The organism is Nonomuraea mangrovi (assembly GCF_042681425.1).
GTDB classification, from domain to species: Bacteria; Actinomycetota; Actinomycetes; order Streptosporangiales; family Streptosporangiaceae; genus Nonomuraea; species Nonomuraea mangrovi.
The window spans coordinates 219,739-236,185 of the sequence record NZ_JBHUFV010000043.1; the positions used below are offsets into that span (position 1 = coordinate 219,739).

7 protein-coding genes are annotated in these 16,447 nt (G+C 70.3%); all 7 read right to left on the bottom strand.

From position 1 onward, the window contains the following. Positions 1-5 precede the first annotated feature (5 nt). Complete coding sequence (locus tag ACFSKW_RS29140; RefSeq protein WP_379575657.1) at positions 6-7,997, bottom strand: non-ribosomal peptide synthetase; 7,992 nt, start codon at positions 7,995-7,997, stop codon at positions 6-8. Next, positions 7,951-8,976, bottom strand: coding sequence for a 2,3-diaminopropionate biosynthesis protein SbnA (gene sbnA, locus ACFSKW_RS29145; protein ID WP_379575658.1), 1,026 nt, complete (start codon positions 8,974-8,976; stop codon positions 7,951-7,953). The genes ACFSKW_RS29140 and sbnA overlap by 47 nt, the downstream gene beginning before the upstream one ends. A 14-nt stretch (positions 8,977-8,990) precedes the next feature. Next, positions 8,991-10,019 (bottom strand): 2,3-diaminopropionate biosynthesis protein SbnB, encoded by a 1,029-nt coding sequence (gene sbnB, locus ACFSKW_RS29150; protein ID WP_379575659.1) that lies wholly within the window; start codon positions 10,017-10,019, stop codon positions 8,991-8,993. Further along, positions 10,019-11,077, bottom strand: coding sequence for a TauD/TfdA family dioxygenase (locus tag ACFSKW_RS29155; protein WP_379575660.1), 1,059 nt, complete (start codon positions 11,075-11,077; stop codon positions 10,019-10,021). The genes sbnB and ACFSKW_RS29155 overlap by 1 nt, the downstream gene beginning before the upstream one ends. Further along, complete coding sequence (locus ACFSKW_RS29160) at positions 11,043-13,448, bottom strand: non-ribosomal peptide synthetase (protein ID WP_379575661.1); 2,406 nt, start codon at positions 13,446-13,448, stop codon at positions 11,043-11,045. The genes ACFSKW_RS29155 and ACFSKW_RS29160 overlap by 35 nt, the downstream gene beginning before the upstream one ends. 16 nt (positions 13,449-13,464) lie before the next feature. Next, positions 13,465-14,232, bottom strand: coding sequence for a thioesterase II family protein (locus tag ACFSKW_RS29165; protein ID WP_379575662.1), 768 nt, complete (start codon positions 14,230-14,232; stop codon positions 13,465-13,467). 103 nt (positions 14,233-14,335) lie between these two features. Beyond that, positions 14,336-16,156 carry an AfsR/SARP family transcriptional regulator gene (locus ACFSKW_RS29170; RefSeq protein ID WP_379575663.1) on the bottom strand — a complete coding sequence of 607 codons (1,821 nt, stop codon included), beginning with the start codon at positions 16,154-16,156 and terminating at the stop codon, positions 14,336-14,338. Positions 16,157-16,447 lie beyond the last annotated feature (291 nt).

The following is a 16,447-nucleotide window of genomic DNA, read 5'->3' on the forward strand; positions in this document are numbered from 1 at the left end:
TCGCCTCACAGTGCGTAGTCGCGTTCGTGATCGGTTCCGGTGGGCTGTTTCAGCAACTTCGCCATGGCCTCGACCGTGGAGTGCTCCAGGAGCGCGGCCACCGGTACGGGTACGCCGGCGATCGCGGTGAGCCGCTGCGCGAGCTGCATCAGAGTCAAAGAGGTGCCCCCGGCCTCGAAGAACTTCTCCTGAACGCCGATGTCGTCGGCCTCGCGTTCCAGCACCCGCGCCCACACCTCGGCGACCTTCTGTTCCGCGTCGTCCCGCGCGGCGCGGTGCTGGACGGGCGGAGCCTCGCCGAGGTCGCGCGTTTCCAACGCGCGCCGGTCGACCTTGCCGTTCGCGGTGTACGGCAGCGCGCGGTGCAGCCTGACGACATCAGGGACCAGGTACGGCGGGAGCCTGCGGGCCAGGTGTTCCCGAAGCTCAAAGACGCTCGGAGCATTGCCCGCCACGGGTACGACATGGGCCACCAGCCTGCGTCCCTGCGCCTCCCCCACCGCCACGACGGCGGCCTGGGCCACCGCGTGGTGGCGGGTCAACTCCCGTTCGACCTCGCCGGGTTCGACCCGGTACCCCCGGACCTTGACCTGATCGTCGGCCCTCCCACGGAAGACCAGCCCCCCACCGGGCAGGCGCCTCGCCAGGTCCCCTGTCCGGTACATCCGGGCTCCCGGCGGCCCAAAGGGGCAGGCCACGAAGCGCTCGGCCGTCAGCGCGGACCGCCCGACGTACCCTCGCGCGAGCCCCTGTCCGCTCAGATAGAGCTCGCCGGTCACCCCGTCGGGTACGGCCCGCAGCCGCTCGTCGAGCACCCAGGCGCCGGTGCCGGGGATCGGTTCGCCAATCTCCGGTTCCCTGGTGCCGTCCAGCCGCGCGCTGATCGTCGCAGCGACGGTCGATTCGGTCGGGCCGTACCCGTGGAACATCACGCGCTCCGACGCCCAATGGGCGGCGACCTCACGCGAACAGGCCTCGCCCACGGCGAAGAGCACCAGTCCTGGCGGAAGGCTGCCGGGGGGCAGCACGGCCAGGACCGCGGACGGCAACGTCGCATGGGTCACCCGGTGCTCGGCGATGGTTCGCGCCAGGGGTGGCCCCGCCAGCAGGTCCTCCGTGGGGGCGAGCACCAGCGCGGCCCCGTTGCAGAGCGCCGTGACCGTTTCCCAGAAGGCCCCGTCGAACCCGCCCGCGGCGAAGTGCAGCACCCGGTGCCCCGGACCGATGGGAGCGGAGCGGGCGGCCCCCGCAAGCATTCCGGTCACCCCGCGATGGGTGACCGCGACGCCCTTGGGACGGCCCGTCGACCCCGACGTGTAGATGACGTAGGCGAGGTGGTCGGGCAGCATCTCGACCTGCGGCGGCTCCACCGGGTACGCCGCGAGCCGGCCCGCGAGGACATCGAGGTGCAGGACCGGTATCTCCGGCGGGCACCAGTCGACTGGCGTCGCCCGGTCGGTGAGGAGCAGGGTCACGCCGGTGTCGGTCAGCATCGTGCGGAGTCGTTCGCCGGGGTGCGCGAGGTCCAGCGGAAGGTGAGCGCCGCCTGCTTTGAAGATCGCCAGCAGAGCGACCGTGTGGCGCATGCCCCTCGGCAGTGCCAGGGCGACCGCCCGGTCCGGGCCGACGCCGTACAAGCGCAGGTGGTGGGCGAGCTGGTTGGCCCTGCGGTCCAGTTCGGCATAGGTCATGACCTGCGTACCCTCGCGGAGGGCGGCTGCCCAGGGGGTTCGCGCGGCCTGCTCGGCGAAGAGCTCGTGCGTGCACCGCGCGGGTGGTGCGGCGGGAACCGGCCGGGGCGGCTCGCTGGGCAAGGACACTTCGGCGACCTGCCGTTGGCCGGGTGCCGAGAGCTGCGCCAGCAGTGCGCGCAGTTGGCCCGCGAGCCGCCGCGCCGCACCCTCGTCGAACAGCGCGCTGTCGCAGCGCACCTCCAGCACCAGGGTGGATTCGGTGCGCACGAGCAGGGACAGCGGGTAGTTGGTGGCGTTGGCGGTGTCCAGGGCGGTGACCCGCAGGCCGCCGACGGCCAGCGTGGTGGGGTCGACCGGCAGGTTGTCGACATTGATCGCTGTGTCGAAGAGCGAAGTGCCCGGTGCGACCGAGGTGTGGGCGCGTTGTTCTGACAGCGGGTAGGTGTCGTGCTGCCGGGCCTCCGCCTGCTCCGACTGCACCCGGCGCAGCCAGTCCCGCACCGTGGCGGCCCCGTCGATCCGTATCCGTACCGGCAGTGTGTTGATCAGCGGCCCGATGGTGGACTCCACGCCGTACGGCTCCGGCCCGCGATGCGCCACCGTGGCGCCGAAGAGGACGTCGTCGGTTCCGCTGTGCCTCGCCAGCAGGAGCGCCCAGGCTGCCTGGATCAGGGTGTTGACGGTGAGCCCGCTGCTCCGGGCGAAGTCCTGGAGTCCCAGGTGCGCGCTCTCCTCCAGCCGTTCCAGGTGCACCATGTCGGGGCCCGGCCTGCGCCCCGGTGCGGGGGCTCCGGCGTACGGCAGGGGCGTGGGGGCGGGGAATCCGGCCAGGGCCCGGCTCCAGTAGGTGCAGGCGGCGGTCAGGTCCTGGGCTTCGAGCCAGTACACGTAGTGGCTGAAGGGGGTACGGGCGGGGAGGTCGGGGGTGCGCCCCGCCGCCAGGGCCGCGTGGGCGGCGAGCACGTCGCGCAGGACCTCGGTTATGCTCCAGCCGTCGAGGAAGAGGTGGTGGCAGGTCCACAGCAGCCGTACCTCGTCGTCGGCCGTTCTGACCACGGTAAGCCGCAGGGGCACCTCCCGGCGCGGATCCGGCGGGTTCGCCTCCAGGTGCCCCCATCCGGAAAACCAGTCGACCGGGAGGGCGAAACGCGGCTGCACCCGCTGCACGGGTCCGGCGTCCTCGTCCTCCTCCACGGTGCTGCGCAGCGCCGGGGTGCGGTCGACCACGAACTGCCAGGCGCGTAAGAGGAGGTGCGGGTCCGTGACTCCGCTGATCGTGACGTCGATGCGCCGGGCGTAGACGTCCGGCGCCCCCTCCGCGGCCAGGGCGTGGTACAGCAGTCCGCTCTGGAGTGGGGTGAGGGGATAGCGATCGTGCTCCGCAAAGCTCGATACGGGTTCCAGGTGCGCCCGCGGGGCGTCCCGCGCGAGGGCGCGGATGGTCGGCCGGGTGAAGACGTCCTTCGGCGTCAGGGCGAGACCGGCGGCGCGGGCAGCGGTGGCGAGCCGGACGCTGGTGAGGGAGTCGCCGCCGAGGTCGAAGAAGTCGTCGTCGATGCCTATCTCCTGGACGCCGAGCACCTGCGACCACACCGAGACGAGGGCGTGCTCCGCCGGGGTCGAGGGCGCGGCGTACGCGGGTTCGCCCCGCCGCGCGTCCTGCGGCTCGGGCAGGGCGCGCAGGTCGACCTTGCCGTTGGGGGACAACGGGATGGCGTCGAGGACCTGGAACACCGAGGGGATCATGTAGGCGGGCAGCAGGGTCTCCAGGTGCCGGCGTAGCGCGGTGGTGGTGGGCGCGGGCCGCCCGGGGACGGGGACCATGTAGGCGATCAGCCGGTGGGGTTCCCCCGTTCGGGCGGTCACCGCCGCCTCGGCAAAGGTGGTCACCGCAGCCTCGGCTAGGTCGGGATGGGCGGCCAGGGCAGCGGTCACCTCGCCGGTCTCCACCCGGTAGCCGCGGATCTTGACCTGGTCGTCGCCCCGGCCGAGGAACTCCAGGACGCCGTCGGCCCGGCAGCGCACCAGGTCGCCGGTCCGGTACATCCGGCTGCCCGGCTCACCCCAGGGGTCGGCGACGAACCGTTCCGCGGTGCCGTACGGGCTGCCATGGTAGCCACGGGCGAGTCCGGCACCGGCCAGATACAGCTCGCCTGTCACGCCCGGGGGGACGAGGTTCAGGTTGCGGTCCAGCACGTAATGCCGTACGCCGCGTACGGGTTTGCCGATGGGGACGACGCGTTCCGGTTCCTGCTCCACGGCGTGGGCGGTCGCGCACATGGTGGTCTCGGTCGGGCCGTACAGGTTGGCGAAGGGGTGGACCGCGCGCCACCGACGGGCGGTGTCCGCGGGGCACACGTCCGCCGCCGAGCAGACGAGGTCCAGGCCGGGCAGCGACGCCGGGTCCAGGAGCGCGAGCAGCGCGGGGGGCAGCATCAGCACGGTGACGGAGTCCTGCCGGATCCGCTCGGCGAGCAGCGCGGGGTCCTCGTACTCCTCGGGCGTGCTCATGCAGACGGTCGCCCCGGTCAGCAGCGGCATCAGCGCCTGCCAGATGCCGCCGTCGAAGGCGAAGGGCAGGTGCTGGAGCATCCGGGCGCCCGGCCGCAGCCCCAGGGTCGTCCGGCTGTCGGCGGCCAGGTTGCCGACTCCGGCGTGCGGGACGAGCACTCCCTTAGGGCGTCCTGTGGAGCCTGAGGTGTACACCGCGTAGGCCAGGTTGCCGGGCAGGGCGCGGTGCGCGGGCAGGGTGGATGGGCAGGCGGCTGCCTGGTCCGGGCAGACCACGGTGGTGAAGGTGTCGGGGAGCCGTAGCAGGTGCCGTTCCCCGGCGAGCAGCACCCGGGCGCCGCTGTCGGCGACGATGTCGGCGATGCGGCTCGTGGGCTGTGCGGGGTCCAGGGGGAGGAAGGCGCCGCCGGCCTTCAGTACAGCGAGCGCGGCGACGAAGAGGTCGGGGTCGCGGTCCAGGCAGAGCGCCACCATGACGTCGGGGCCGACCCCCTGCGCGATGAGATGGTGGGCGAGCCGGTTGGCCTCGGTGTCGAGTTGGGCGTAGCTGAGCTGCCGCTCCCCGCACACGACGGCGATGCGGTCGGGCCCCTGGAGGACCTGGGCGTGGAAGAGGTCGTGTACGCAAGCGTCGTCCATCCGCTTCTGAGGGGAGCTCCAGGAGGCCAGCAGCCGGTTCTGCTCGTCGCCGGTGAGCAGGGGCAGGCGGGCCGGGGTGCTGGTGGGATCGTCCGTGATGCCGGTGAGCAGAGTCTCCAGCCCGTCGGCCATCCGTTGGATCGTCGCGCGGTCGAACAGGGCCGTGTTGTAGAGGAGGTCGACGGTCAGGCTGTCGTCGCACTCCTGGAACTCGACGGTCAGCGGGAAGGCGGCGCGCACCGGGGGCGTGTCGACGTCGCGGACGCGGAGGGGGCCGAAGCGGCGGGCGCGGGCGGGGGCGTTGCGCATGACAACGAGGGTTTCGATCAGCGGGGTGCGGTCGGCGTCGCGGGCGGGGGCCAGCGCCTCGACGAGCCGGTCGAACGGGAGATCGGCGTTCTCCGCCGCGTCGAGCATGGCGTCGCGTACGTCGGTGAGCAGCTCGATGAACGGCCTGTCGTCGGTCACCTGCGTGCGCAGGACCAGGGTGTTGACGAAGAACCCGATCAGGTGGTCGGCCTCGAGGTCCTCCCTGCCAGAAGTCACCGTTCCCGACACGATGTCGGACTGCCCGCTGTGGCGGGCGAAGAGAATCTGGCAGGCGGTCAGCAGGGCCTGGAACAGGGTGGCGCCGTGCTGGTGGGCGACGGTGCGCAGGCGGCCGGGGATTGGGCCGGGGATCCGGTGCCGTACGCGTGCGCCCTCGGTGCCGGTGTGCGGGGTCCTGGCGCGGTCGGTGGGGAGTTCCAGCGGGGGCGCCGCGTCGAGCCGCCGTCTCCAATAGGCCAGTTGCGCGTCCGCGGTGCCGTCGTCCAGTCGTTTCCGCCGCTGGATGCCGTAGTCGGCGTACGTCAGCGGCAGGACGGGCAGGTCGAGCCTTTCCCCGGTGTAGTGCGCGCCCAGCTCGGAGAGGAGGATCTCGTACGACCAGTCGTCGGTGATGAGGTGGTGGGCACTCAGGGAGAGGATGTGCTCGGTCGGGGTCAGCCTGACGAGCCTCGGTCGGAGCAGGGGGCCCTGGGAGAGGTCGAAGGGGTGCAGCAGTTCGGTGCGCAGGAGATCTCGCACCGCCTGCTCCCGCTCGGTTTCTGGGATTCCCGTGAGGTCGGTCCGTTCTGCCGCGATCGGCCCTGGAGGGTGCACCGTCTGTGTGCCCCGGCCTGTCGCATCGGCCGCGAACGTGGTGCGCAGTGGTTCGTGGCGGGCCACGACCTGGGAGAGGGCCCGGTCCAGCGCGTCGGGGTTCAGCCGGCCTGTGAGGCGTACGGCACAGCCGACGTTGTAGTCCACGCCGGGCGCGTAGCAGTGCAGGAACCACAGCCGCTGCTGGACAGGCGCGAGCGGCATAATGCGCGGCCTCCCGGCCGGCACGTCCGTCGGCTCTGCGGCGGGGGCCGCGGATGCTGGATGTCCGGGCAGTACCTGGGCGAGCGCCGCGACGGTGCGGTGTGCGAAGAGGGCACGTACCGGGAGGTTGACGGCCAGGGCCGCGCGGACTCTCCCAACCAGCTGTGTGGCATGCACCGAGTCGCCGCCGAGGGCGAAGAAGTCCTCGTCTACCCCGACCTGTGCCAAGCCGAGCACTTCCGCCCAGAGCCTGGCCAGCGTCCGTTCGCGGTGGTCACGGGGCGCGGGGCCGTCGGCTGGGGTGGAGGGCGGCGCGTCGGGGAGGGCCTTGCGGTCGACCTTGCCGTTCGGCAGCAGCGGCAGCGACTCCAGCGGGACCAGGACTGCGGGTACTGAGTGCTCCGGCAGCTGCCGACGGAGGAAGGCGAGCAACTCCTCGGGGTCGACTGTTGCGGGGTGGGCGGGGACAAGGAAGCCGACGATGCGTCGGGGGCCCTGGCCTCCGCCGCCGCGGACGGCCACCGCCGCGGCGGCGACGTCTGGGTGGCGTACCAAGGTGTTCTCGATCTCCCCAGGCTCGATGCGGAACCCGCGGACCTTCATCTGCTCGTCGCTCCGGCCGAGGAACTCCAGCACCCCGTCCGGCCGCCTGCGGGCCAGGTCGCCGGTCCGGTAGAGGCGTGCGCCCACGGCCCACGGATCGGCCACGAACCGCCGCGCGGTCTCCCCCGGGCGGCCGTGGTAGCCACGGGCGACGCCGGGCCCGCCGATCCACAGCTCCCCGCTCTCGCCGTCCGCCACCGGGCGCAAATGCGCATCCAAAAGGTGCGTGGTGGTGCCGGGAACGGGCAGTCCGATCGGGACCAGAGGACTGTCCTCCGAGTCCTGGCGGCCAGGGAAGAACGCGCAGGAGTCCACGGTGGTCTCCGTGGCCCCGTAGGCGTTGACGACGGTGGTGCCGGGCGAGAGGAGGCCCAGAAGTTCCCGGCAGTCCTCGGCGAGCCAGCCCTCGGAGCCGACGGACACCAGCTTCAACGGAGGCAGGAGCCGCCCGCGCGCCACCGCCTCCCTGCCCAGCGCCTTGGCCATGCTCGGCACCAGCTCGACCGCGTCGGCCCGCTCCGACTCCAGGAGGTCCAGGAGCCTCGCGGGGTCGGCGACGGTGTGTTGGGGCGCGATGACGATCGTTCCGCCCGCGAACACCGAGCGGAGCAGGTCGGCGAGGAAGAGGTCCACCGAGAGGCTGGTGGTCGACACGAAACGCAGCTTGTTACGACGCAGCCCGTGAAGGGCCTCCCACGCCTCGAACACACTGCACAGCCCTCGGTGTTCGACCACGACGCCCTTGGGCGTGCCGGTCGAACCCGAGGTGTACATCAGGTAGGCGGCCGACTCCGGCAGCGGGCTGGTGATCGAGACGGCGGGCTCGGGGGCCGGGTCGAGGAACACCGGCGCCGGGCCTCCAGCCGGGAGACGCCCCGCGAGTCGCGAGCGGGTGAGCACGAGGGAGATCCCGGAGTCGGCCGCCATCAGCTCCAGCCGGTCGCGCGGGTACGCGGGGTCCAGCGGCACGTACGCCCCACCGGCCTTCAGAATGCCGAGCACGCCGACGGCCATGTCGGCTTCGCGCTCGACACAGAGCCCCACCAGCACCTCGGGCCCGACACCGCGCCGGGCAAGCCGCCTGGCCACCTCGTCGGTGCGACGGTCGAGTTCGGCGAAGGTCAGCCGCTGCCGCCCGGCGACGACGGCGGTCTCCTCAGGGGTGAGCGCGACCTGCTCCGCGAACAGTTCGGTCAGGGTCATGCTGGGTCTGCTCCTCGCACTCCAGGTCGAGCGCGCCGGGACCGTAGATCTCCTGGACCCATCCGCGCTGGTAGACCGAGTCCAGGTACCGCTCCCCCAGGTCGGGCGCGATGGCCACCGCGGTCAGGTCCGCGTACGCGGGATGCTCCGCGAGCCACCGCATCGCCCCGCTGATCACGGTTCCGGTGGACCCGCCGAACAGGAAACCCTTACGCGCCAGGCGGTGGCAGGCCCGGATGGTGTCCGCCTCCGGCACGTGGATCACATCGTCGATGTACGACTCGTCGAGCAGCGGCGGGCGGACGCCGGTGCCCAGCCCGGGGATCATCCGGGTCAGCGGCGGCCCGCCGAAGGCCACAGAGCCGACCGCGTCGACCGCCACCACGGTGGCCTCCGGCCGGTGCTCCGTGAAGTACCTGGCGCAGCCCATCAGCGTGCCCGTGGTCCCGGCGCCGACGAACAGCACGCCGAGGTCGGGGAACCGCTCGGCGACGGCGGGCGCGGTCCAGCGGTAGTGGGCCTGCCAGTTGGCCGGGTTGGCGTACTGGTTGAGCCAGAGGTAACGGTCGTCCGACTCGCACAACTCACGCACGTACCGCAGCCGCGCGCCGAGGAAGCCGCCGTCCAGCGCGGGCTCCACCACCGTGTACACCCGGGTGCCCAGCGACTCCATCAACTGCTTGGTCGCCAGGTTGCACCGGGTGTCGGTCACGCACACGAACGTGTAGCCCCTGCTGGCCGCCAGGATGCTCAGGGCGACGCCGAGGTTGCCCGACGAGGACTCCACCAGGATCGACCCCGGCCGCAACCGGCCACTGCGCTCGACCGCCGCGACCATCTCGCGGGCGACCTTGAGCTTGATCGAGCCAGCGAAGTTGAACCCCTCGCACTTGAGGTAGAGCCTGCGGCCGAAGGTCTCCTCGAGGTCGACGTACAGATCCTCCTCGTGGTAATCCTGCGGTTCGACGATGATCGGCACCGCTCCACCTCCGTCTAGCCGTACCGGCGAAGTTCATGGAAGAAGTCCTCGACGACGTGGAGTTCCCCGCTCTGGCTCAGCTCGGCGTAGACGTGCGCGCCGACGGCGAGATCGAGGACGCCGAGCCCGAACGGCGAGAACACCAGCGGGCGGTCGGCGGGCGGCTGCACCCGGCCCGACATCACGTCGTACAGCGTGCCGTCCACGAAGTCCCGGTTGCCGACGAGTTGCTCGGCCAGGTGCGGGGAGGTGCCGGCCTTCAGGCAGTGGTCGACGTCGTCCACGATGGTGGTCGAGGCGAGGATGATCTCCGGGGAGAGATCCCGCAGCGACACGTGCAGGACGATGGGGTTGTGCGAGAACCAGCTCGGCTCGGTCACATGCGGGGTCGCCGCCACGGTCGCGAACACCAGCAGGTCCGAGCTTCGGATCAGGCTCTCCGCCTCGTCGTGTACGGTGACCCGCCCGCTTTCGCCACTCCGCTCCAGATGGTCACGGAAGCCGGCGGCGTGCTCCTGCGACAGATCGTGCACGCCGACCTCGTCGAACGCCCAGTCGGTCGCGGCGAGGTAGGTGTGGATGTACCTGGCGATCAGACCGGTGCCGACGAACCCGACCCGTGGCGGGCGTCCGCGTTCCCTGGTGAACCAGTCGGCGGCCAGCGCGGCCGACGCGGCGGTCCGTGTCGCGCTGATGATGGAGCCCTCCATGCAGGCGAAGGGGTAGCCGGTTCGCTGGTCGTTGAGTATCAGCACCGCGGAGGCGCGTGGTAGTCCTGACGGGACGTTCTCGGGGAAGCTGGAGATCCACTTGATGCCGTCCACGCCGGGGTCGCCGTCGATGGAGGCGGGCAGGGCGATGATCCGTGCGGTGGGACGGTCGGGGAAGCGCAGGAAGTACGACGGCGGGTTGACCGTGTGTCCGGCCCCGTGCGTTCTGTAGGCGGCCTCGACGATCTCTGTCATGCGTTTCTCCTGGCCCCGGAGCGCGCTCTGGACCTGCGCGCCGGAGATCACGGAGAAGGTGGGGACATTCTGCGACATCAAGCGCTCCAAAGTTGTGGCCGGTCCGCGCTCGGAGAGCAGGCGTCCAGCGAGACCGGGTAGCCCATGGCGACCAGCACCTCACGGGGTCCTTCGTACGCCTCTCTGCTGTGCGCCATGCGGAGGTTGTCGACGAGCATCACGTCACCGGCCTGCCACGGCTCGCGCAGCGTCACCGAGTCGTAGATCTTGTTGATGAGCTGGACGACGTCCTCGCCGATCTCGTCGCCGTTGCCGAAGCGGGTGTTGAACGGCAGGCCGTCCCTGCCGTAGACGTCCACCAGGTACTCGCGCACCTCGGGCATCATGGTCCACTCGTTGAGAAACGCGATCTGGTTGAACCAGAGCCTCTGGCCGTTCTCTGGATGGGTGATCACGGCGGGACGGCGCTGGCTGGTGCGTAGCCCGCCGTCAGAGGTCCACTCGAAGGTGATCCTGTTGGCGGCGCAGTAGCTCTCCACCTCGGCCCTGCTGGAGGTGCCGAACGCCTCCTGCCACGGCACGCCGATCTCGTCGTTGTAGGACCGGGTGAGCAGCCAGCCCTCGCGCTCGAACCGCTCGACAAGATCCGCGGGAAGTGCCGCCAGCACGCGGGACGCCTCGGCCACCGCCGTGACGCCGCCCTGCGGGGGCGCGCTGAGACAGGCGAAGAGCAACATGCTTGGAGACTCCAGCGTGTAGCTGAGCTCGTGGTGCATGCACATCGGCTGGTTGGACGGCCATTTCGAGGAGGAGTAGACACCCTGCTCGTAGGTCTCTCTGGGGGCGAACGCCTCTCGTTCCGCCATCAGCTCGGTGGCCAGGTTCTTGAGTATCCTGCCCGCCTCCGCGGCGTCGCGCGGGACGAGCCCGCGCACCATGACGGCTCCGTGGCGAGCGACCGCGCGGTGCAGGGCGTCCCGGTGCCCGGCGACCCAGACGGCGGGGTCACCCGCGCCGCTCACCCAGACGATGGCCGGTCTCCCTTCCTCGACGTCGAGGTCAACGCCGAGGTCGAGGGAGGGAGAGGGGACGAGGGAAGAGTCAGGGTCGGCGGAGGGATCGGTTGGTCGCACCATCACACTCGCTCCTTAGTGTTCCGCTCAACAGCGGTGGATCATCACGCTGGCCTTCGATGAAGGCCGCCAGCTCAGCCAGGACCGGATAGCGGATCAGTTCCTTGAGCGACACCACCCGCCGCAGCTTCACCACCAGCCGGACCGCAGACAGCGAGGTCCCGCCGGAGTCGAAGAAGTGGCTGGACCGTCCGACCTCGGCAGGCGTGACGCCGAGCACCTCCGCCCACGCCGCCGCCACCTCTCGCTCGGTCGGTGTGCGTGGCGGCTCCACGACGTCCTGGCCGTCGGCTCTGAGACTCGCGGCGAGTACGGCAAGCGCCTTCTTGTCAATCTTGCTGTTGGCGGTCAGCGGCAGCCGCTCCAGCCAGTGCAGGTGGCTGGGCACCATGTACTCGGGCAGCGTCAAGGACAGGTGCGCGAGCAGCTCGGCGGCGGGCAGCTCGGCGGGAGCGGAGTAGAAGGCCACCAGGGTCCTGCCCCGGTCCGGCCACTCGGCGACGACCACGGCAGCGTCACGCACGCCCGCGGCGCCCAGCAGCCTGTTCTCGATCTCGCCGATCTCGATGCGGAAGCCGCGGATTTTCACCTGGGCGTCGCGGCGGCCGAGGAACTCCAGCTTGCCCTCGGGGAGCCAGCGGCCGAAGTCGCCGGAGCGGTACAGGCGCCGGCCGGGCCTGTGCGGGTCGGTGAGAAAGGCGGCAGCCGTACGCTCAGGGTCGTTGATGTAGCCCCGGCCGACGCAGACTCCGGAGAACACGATCTCGCCTGGCGAGCCGAGCGGCACCGGGTTCAGATTCTCGTCCACCACGTAGACGCTCACGTTGTTGACCGCCCGCCCGAGAGGCACCCGGTCCCGCTCTGGCACCCGGTCCATCACCTCGTGATTGGTGTCGTCGCAGGTCTCGGTGAGTCCGTACGCGTTGACGAGTTTGATGTGCGGGAACGCGGCGAACCAGCGCTCGGTCAGCTCTTTCTTCAGCGCCTCGCCCGTAGCCGAGACGCAACGCAGCCTGCCCAGGTCGCCGGGGTGTTCCTCGAGATGCGAGAGCACGACCTCCAGGTAGGACGGGACGACCTGCATCACGTCGACCCCGCCCGCGACCAGCTCCACGAAGCGCTGGACGTCGAGGACCGCGCTCTGCTCCACGATCAGCGTGCGCCCGCCGACAAGCAGCGCCGACACGAGCTGCCACAGCGAGATGTCGAAGCACTGCGGGGCGATCTGCGCGACCACGCTCCCCTCGGTGATCTCCAGGTCGTCGATCTTGGCGTAGAGATGGTTGACCATGCCCGCCTGCTCGCACATGACGCCCTTGGGTTCACCGGTGGATCCTGAGGTGAAGTAGACGTAGGCCAGGGCGTCATGGGCGACCCGTACTCCCAGGTCGTGGTCGTCGTACGGCTCCGCGCAGATACCTTCGATGTGCAGCTTCCGCACCCCTGGCAAGGTTTTCACGGCTTCGTCGAGCGTGCCGGTGCTGCCCGGCTCGGTGAGCACCAGTCCGCACCCGGCCCGGCCGAGCATCGTGGCCACCCGGTCGGCCGGGAAGTGCGGCTCGATCGGCAGATACGCTCCGCCTGACTTGAAGATGGCCAGCACCGAGGCCATCCAGTCCAGGTTCCGCTCGGTCACCACCGCCACGACGTCCTCGTCGGACAGGCCCGCGGCGAGCAGCGCGCGGCCGATCCGGTTGGCGCGCCGGTTCAGCTCCGCGTAGGTCCACCGCCGGTCGCCGTGAATGGCGGCGACCGCGTCAGGGGTGCGGCGCACCTGCTCCTCGAAGAGTTCGTGGAAGCGGCGGTCCGGCAGCTCACGCTCCGGCCCTGCCAGGCCGTTGAACTGAAGGTCCAGTTCCTCGGCGGACAGCAGGCTGTGTACGGCATGCTCGGCATCCGGCTCTGTGGCGATCATCCGCAGCGCGCTGAGGTAGTACCCGCCTATCCTGGCCATGTGGTCGGCGTCATACGCGTCCGTGCGATATCGCAGCCGCAGCGTTCCTCCCTCAAGGGAGACCCAGAGCGCCACCCCCTCAGGCAGGTGGCCCTGATATGCGCCGAGAACAACGTCGAACACCGGCTCCGCGACTTCGGCGGCCGCCCGTCCCGCACTCTCGACGAGGTCCCGCCACGACCTACCGCCAACCTTGAGCAGGCACGAGAGCGGCTCACCCGCGTCCCCATCAGGAAGGAACCCGGTCAACACCTCCTGCTCACCCTGCACCGCGGCGATCACCTTGGCGTGCGCCGCCAGGATCTCCTGGACGGTGAACTCGCGGGCAACAGCCACCTCGTGCTCGGCGACGTCCGACGCGAGGGCCGTGGCTGATCCGCTCGCGCTGTGAACTCTCTGCCTGGAATCGGTGGGCGCCATCGAGGTCTACTCCCCCTCACGGAAATGCGTGGAATGCGGCCGTACTATTCACGCGCTCGGAGAGCGCGCGCAGCAGATCGGGCTCCTGGTCGGCCAGGTAGAAGTGCCCACCGGGGAAGGCCCGCTGCGTGTACGTGCCGGTGGTGGTGTCAGCCCACGCCCGCATGCCCTCGGGCCGCGAGTCGACGTCCTGGTCGCCGAAGCAGGCGAGGATCGGGCAGTCGAGAGGCGCGCCAGGTTCGGGCCGGTAGGTGTGGACCAAGGCGAAGTCGGCGCGGATCGCGGGCAGCACGAGATCACGCATCTCGGGGTCCTCGAACAGTTGGGGGTCGTATCCACCGACTCTCTGGACCTCGGCCACCAGCGCGTCGTCGTCCTCGAAGGCCCTCGCGGGGTCCTTGCTGTCCGGGGCCACCTGCCCGGACACGATCAGCAGGTTGAGGCTGAACCGTCGGCGGCGGAGCAGCCGCAGCGCCACGTCGTAGGCGACCCAGGCGCCCATGCTGTGCCCGAACATCACCATCGGCAGGTCGAGTAACGGGTCGAGCGCATCGGCCACATGGCCGGCCAGCGTGTCCATACGGTCGACGCATTCGTCCATCACCCGCTCCTGGCGGCCCGGGTAGCGCACACCGAGGACCTCGATGTCCTCCGGGAGGCCGGCGGGCCAGGTGCGGAACGCGCTGGGGCCCCCACCGGCGTGGGCGAAGCAGACCAGGCGCAGCCGGGGACGGTCTACGGGCCGATATCGGCGGAGCCATTGTTCGGTCTGTTCATTGAACATTGCAGTCATCGGGTCATCTCATCTGGAGAAGCACTACACGCACCGGTCTTTTTCACGCCGTCTCCCGTTCGTCATACGGTTACCTGACTTTCCAGCAGGATTTTCATGCGGTTTTTGAGAGCTCCGCGCATTCTCGTGCGTGTAGCGCCAGCAATCGTGGGAGCCGGTAACGGAATCGCCCGTTCGGTTCTTCTCCCGCCACCTCCAGCAGCGCGGCGTCCACGAGTTGTTCCATCAGGTTCTCCGCGTCCGTCGGATCGGTGTCGAGGAGCTCCGCGCCGAGCCGTACGTTCAGGTCGGGTGGGTCTGTCTCCGAGCCGTTCAGCAGGCCGAGCCGCCGGTACATGGCGGCGGCCGCCGGGCTGAGGTCGCGGTAGCTGAGGTCGAAGGCGGCGCGGATCTCGGGCCTGCCACGGCTGAGCTCCGCGAGCCTGTTCAGCGGATCGCGCAGGCGGCTTTCCAGGTGGGAGAGGCTCCAGTGCGGTTTGGCTGTGAGGCGGGCCGCCGCCGCGGTCAGGGCCAACGGCAGGTGGTCGCAGAGCGCGGCCACCCGCATGGCGGTGCCTGGATTCTCGCGTACCCGGCCGTCTCCGACGAGCCTGTCGAGGAGCGTCACCGCGTCCGCGGCCTGCAGAGGGTTCAGGCGCAGCCGTACCCGGGCCGGAATCGACAGCATCTCGCGGCTTGTCATCAGCACGGAGCAGACGCCCTGGGGAGGGATCAGCGCACGGGCCCAATCCTCCTGGACGTCGTCGAGCACGATCAGCATCCGGCGGTTCTCGAGCGATCGGTGGAACAGCGCCACCCGGTCCGCCAGATCGTCGGGAATCTCCTCCTCGGAGAAGCCCAGGGTCCGCAGGAACCGTGTCACCACAGCGGGGACGGGATCGCCGTTGTCGCTCCCATCCTCACGCAGGCGGGCGAACAGCCGGCCGTCGGGAAACGCGCCAGAGACCAGACGCGCCCAGTACGCCGCCAGCGTGGTCTTGCCCACGCCCGGCCGCCCGACGAGCAGTCCAATGGCCGGCGAGCGGTCCCGAGGGGGGCGATCCAGCAGTCCGTTCAGCGCCGCGAGCTCGTGCTCCCTGCCCACGCACGTCGAAAGGTCCGGCGGAAGGGTGGTCATCGATGAACCGCCGCGCGGCGAGGCGAGCAGCGCCGCGGCGGGCATGAGCGCGGGATCCTCGCGGAGGATCGCGCTGTGCAGGTCCTGCAGCACCCGCCCCGGCTCAAGCCCGAGCTCTCCGACGAACACCTCCCTGGCATGCCGGAACAGCTCCAATGCCTCTGACCTGCGGCCGGACCGGTACTGGGCGAGCATGAGCGACGCGCGCGCGTGCTCTCGCAGTGGCCGCTCCTGGACCAGGGCGGACAGCCCGGGTACCACCTCGCGGTGACGGCCGAGCTCCAACTGCAGCGCCGCGTACTGCTCGTAGGCGCTGCAGCGCTGCTCGTCCAGGAGTGCCGCCTCGGCCTCGACGGTGTAGCTGGAGATTCCGGCGAGTGCTGGTCCCCGCCACAGGCCGAGGGCGTCGCCGAGCAGTTCCGCGGCCTCTGCCGTCCTCCCCTGCTTAGCCAGGCGCTGGGCGGACTCCGCCCGCTTGGAGAAGCGCACCGCGTCGATGCGATGCTCACCGGCGAGCAGCATGTAGCCGGTCGGGACGGTTTCGATGACCTCTCCTGGAAAGCCCGCGGCCTTGAACGCCTTGCGCAGGCTGCTCACACAGATGGCGATCTGAGTACGGCTGGTCGTCGGCTGGTGCCCGGCCCACACCGCCTCGACCAGCCGGTCGACCGATGCCACCTGGTCCGGTGTGAGCAGCAGCATGGCCAGCACCGTGCGCTGGCGGTGCCCGCCGATGGCGACGCGGTCGCGACCCGCCGTCACCTTGAGTGGACCGAGGATACGGAAGTCGAATCCCACGGCCTCCGAGTCACCGACTTCGGTGGTTGCCTGGTCGGCCGCTTGGGAAGAGTCCTGGTAGATATCTGCCCCCTGGTCGCTCGACTGTCTCATGCCCGCAGCGCGGCATAGCCCATAGGCGGCAGGAAAGCCGGCCTACCAGGAAAACGGGCTACGGAGTCACATATCCAACACCGTCCGTTAAATATGCGGCTTGCGACATGCGGCAATCTCAAGGAAATCAGCTATATCCACTGTATGAGACCAAGTGGATATCTCCCGTATAGCCTTCGTATAAGGGCGTTGACTTGG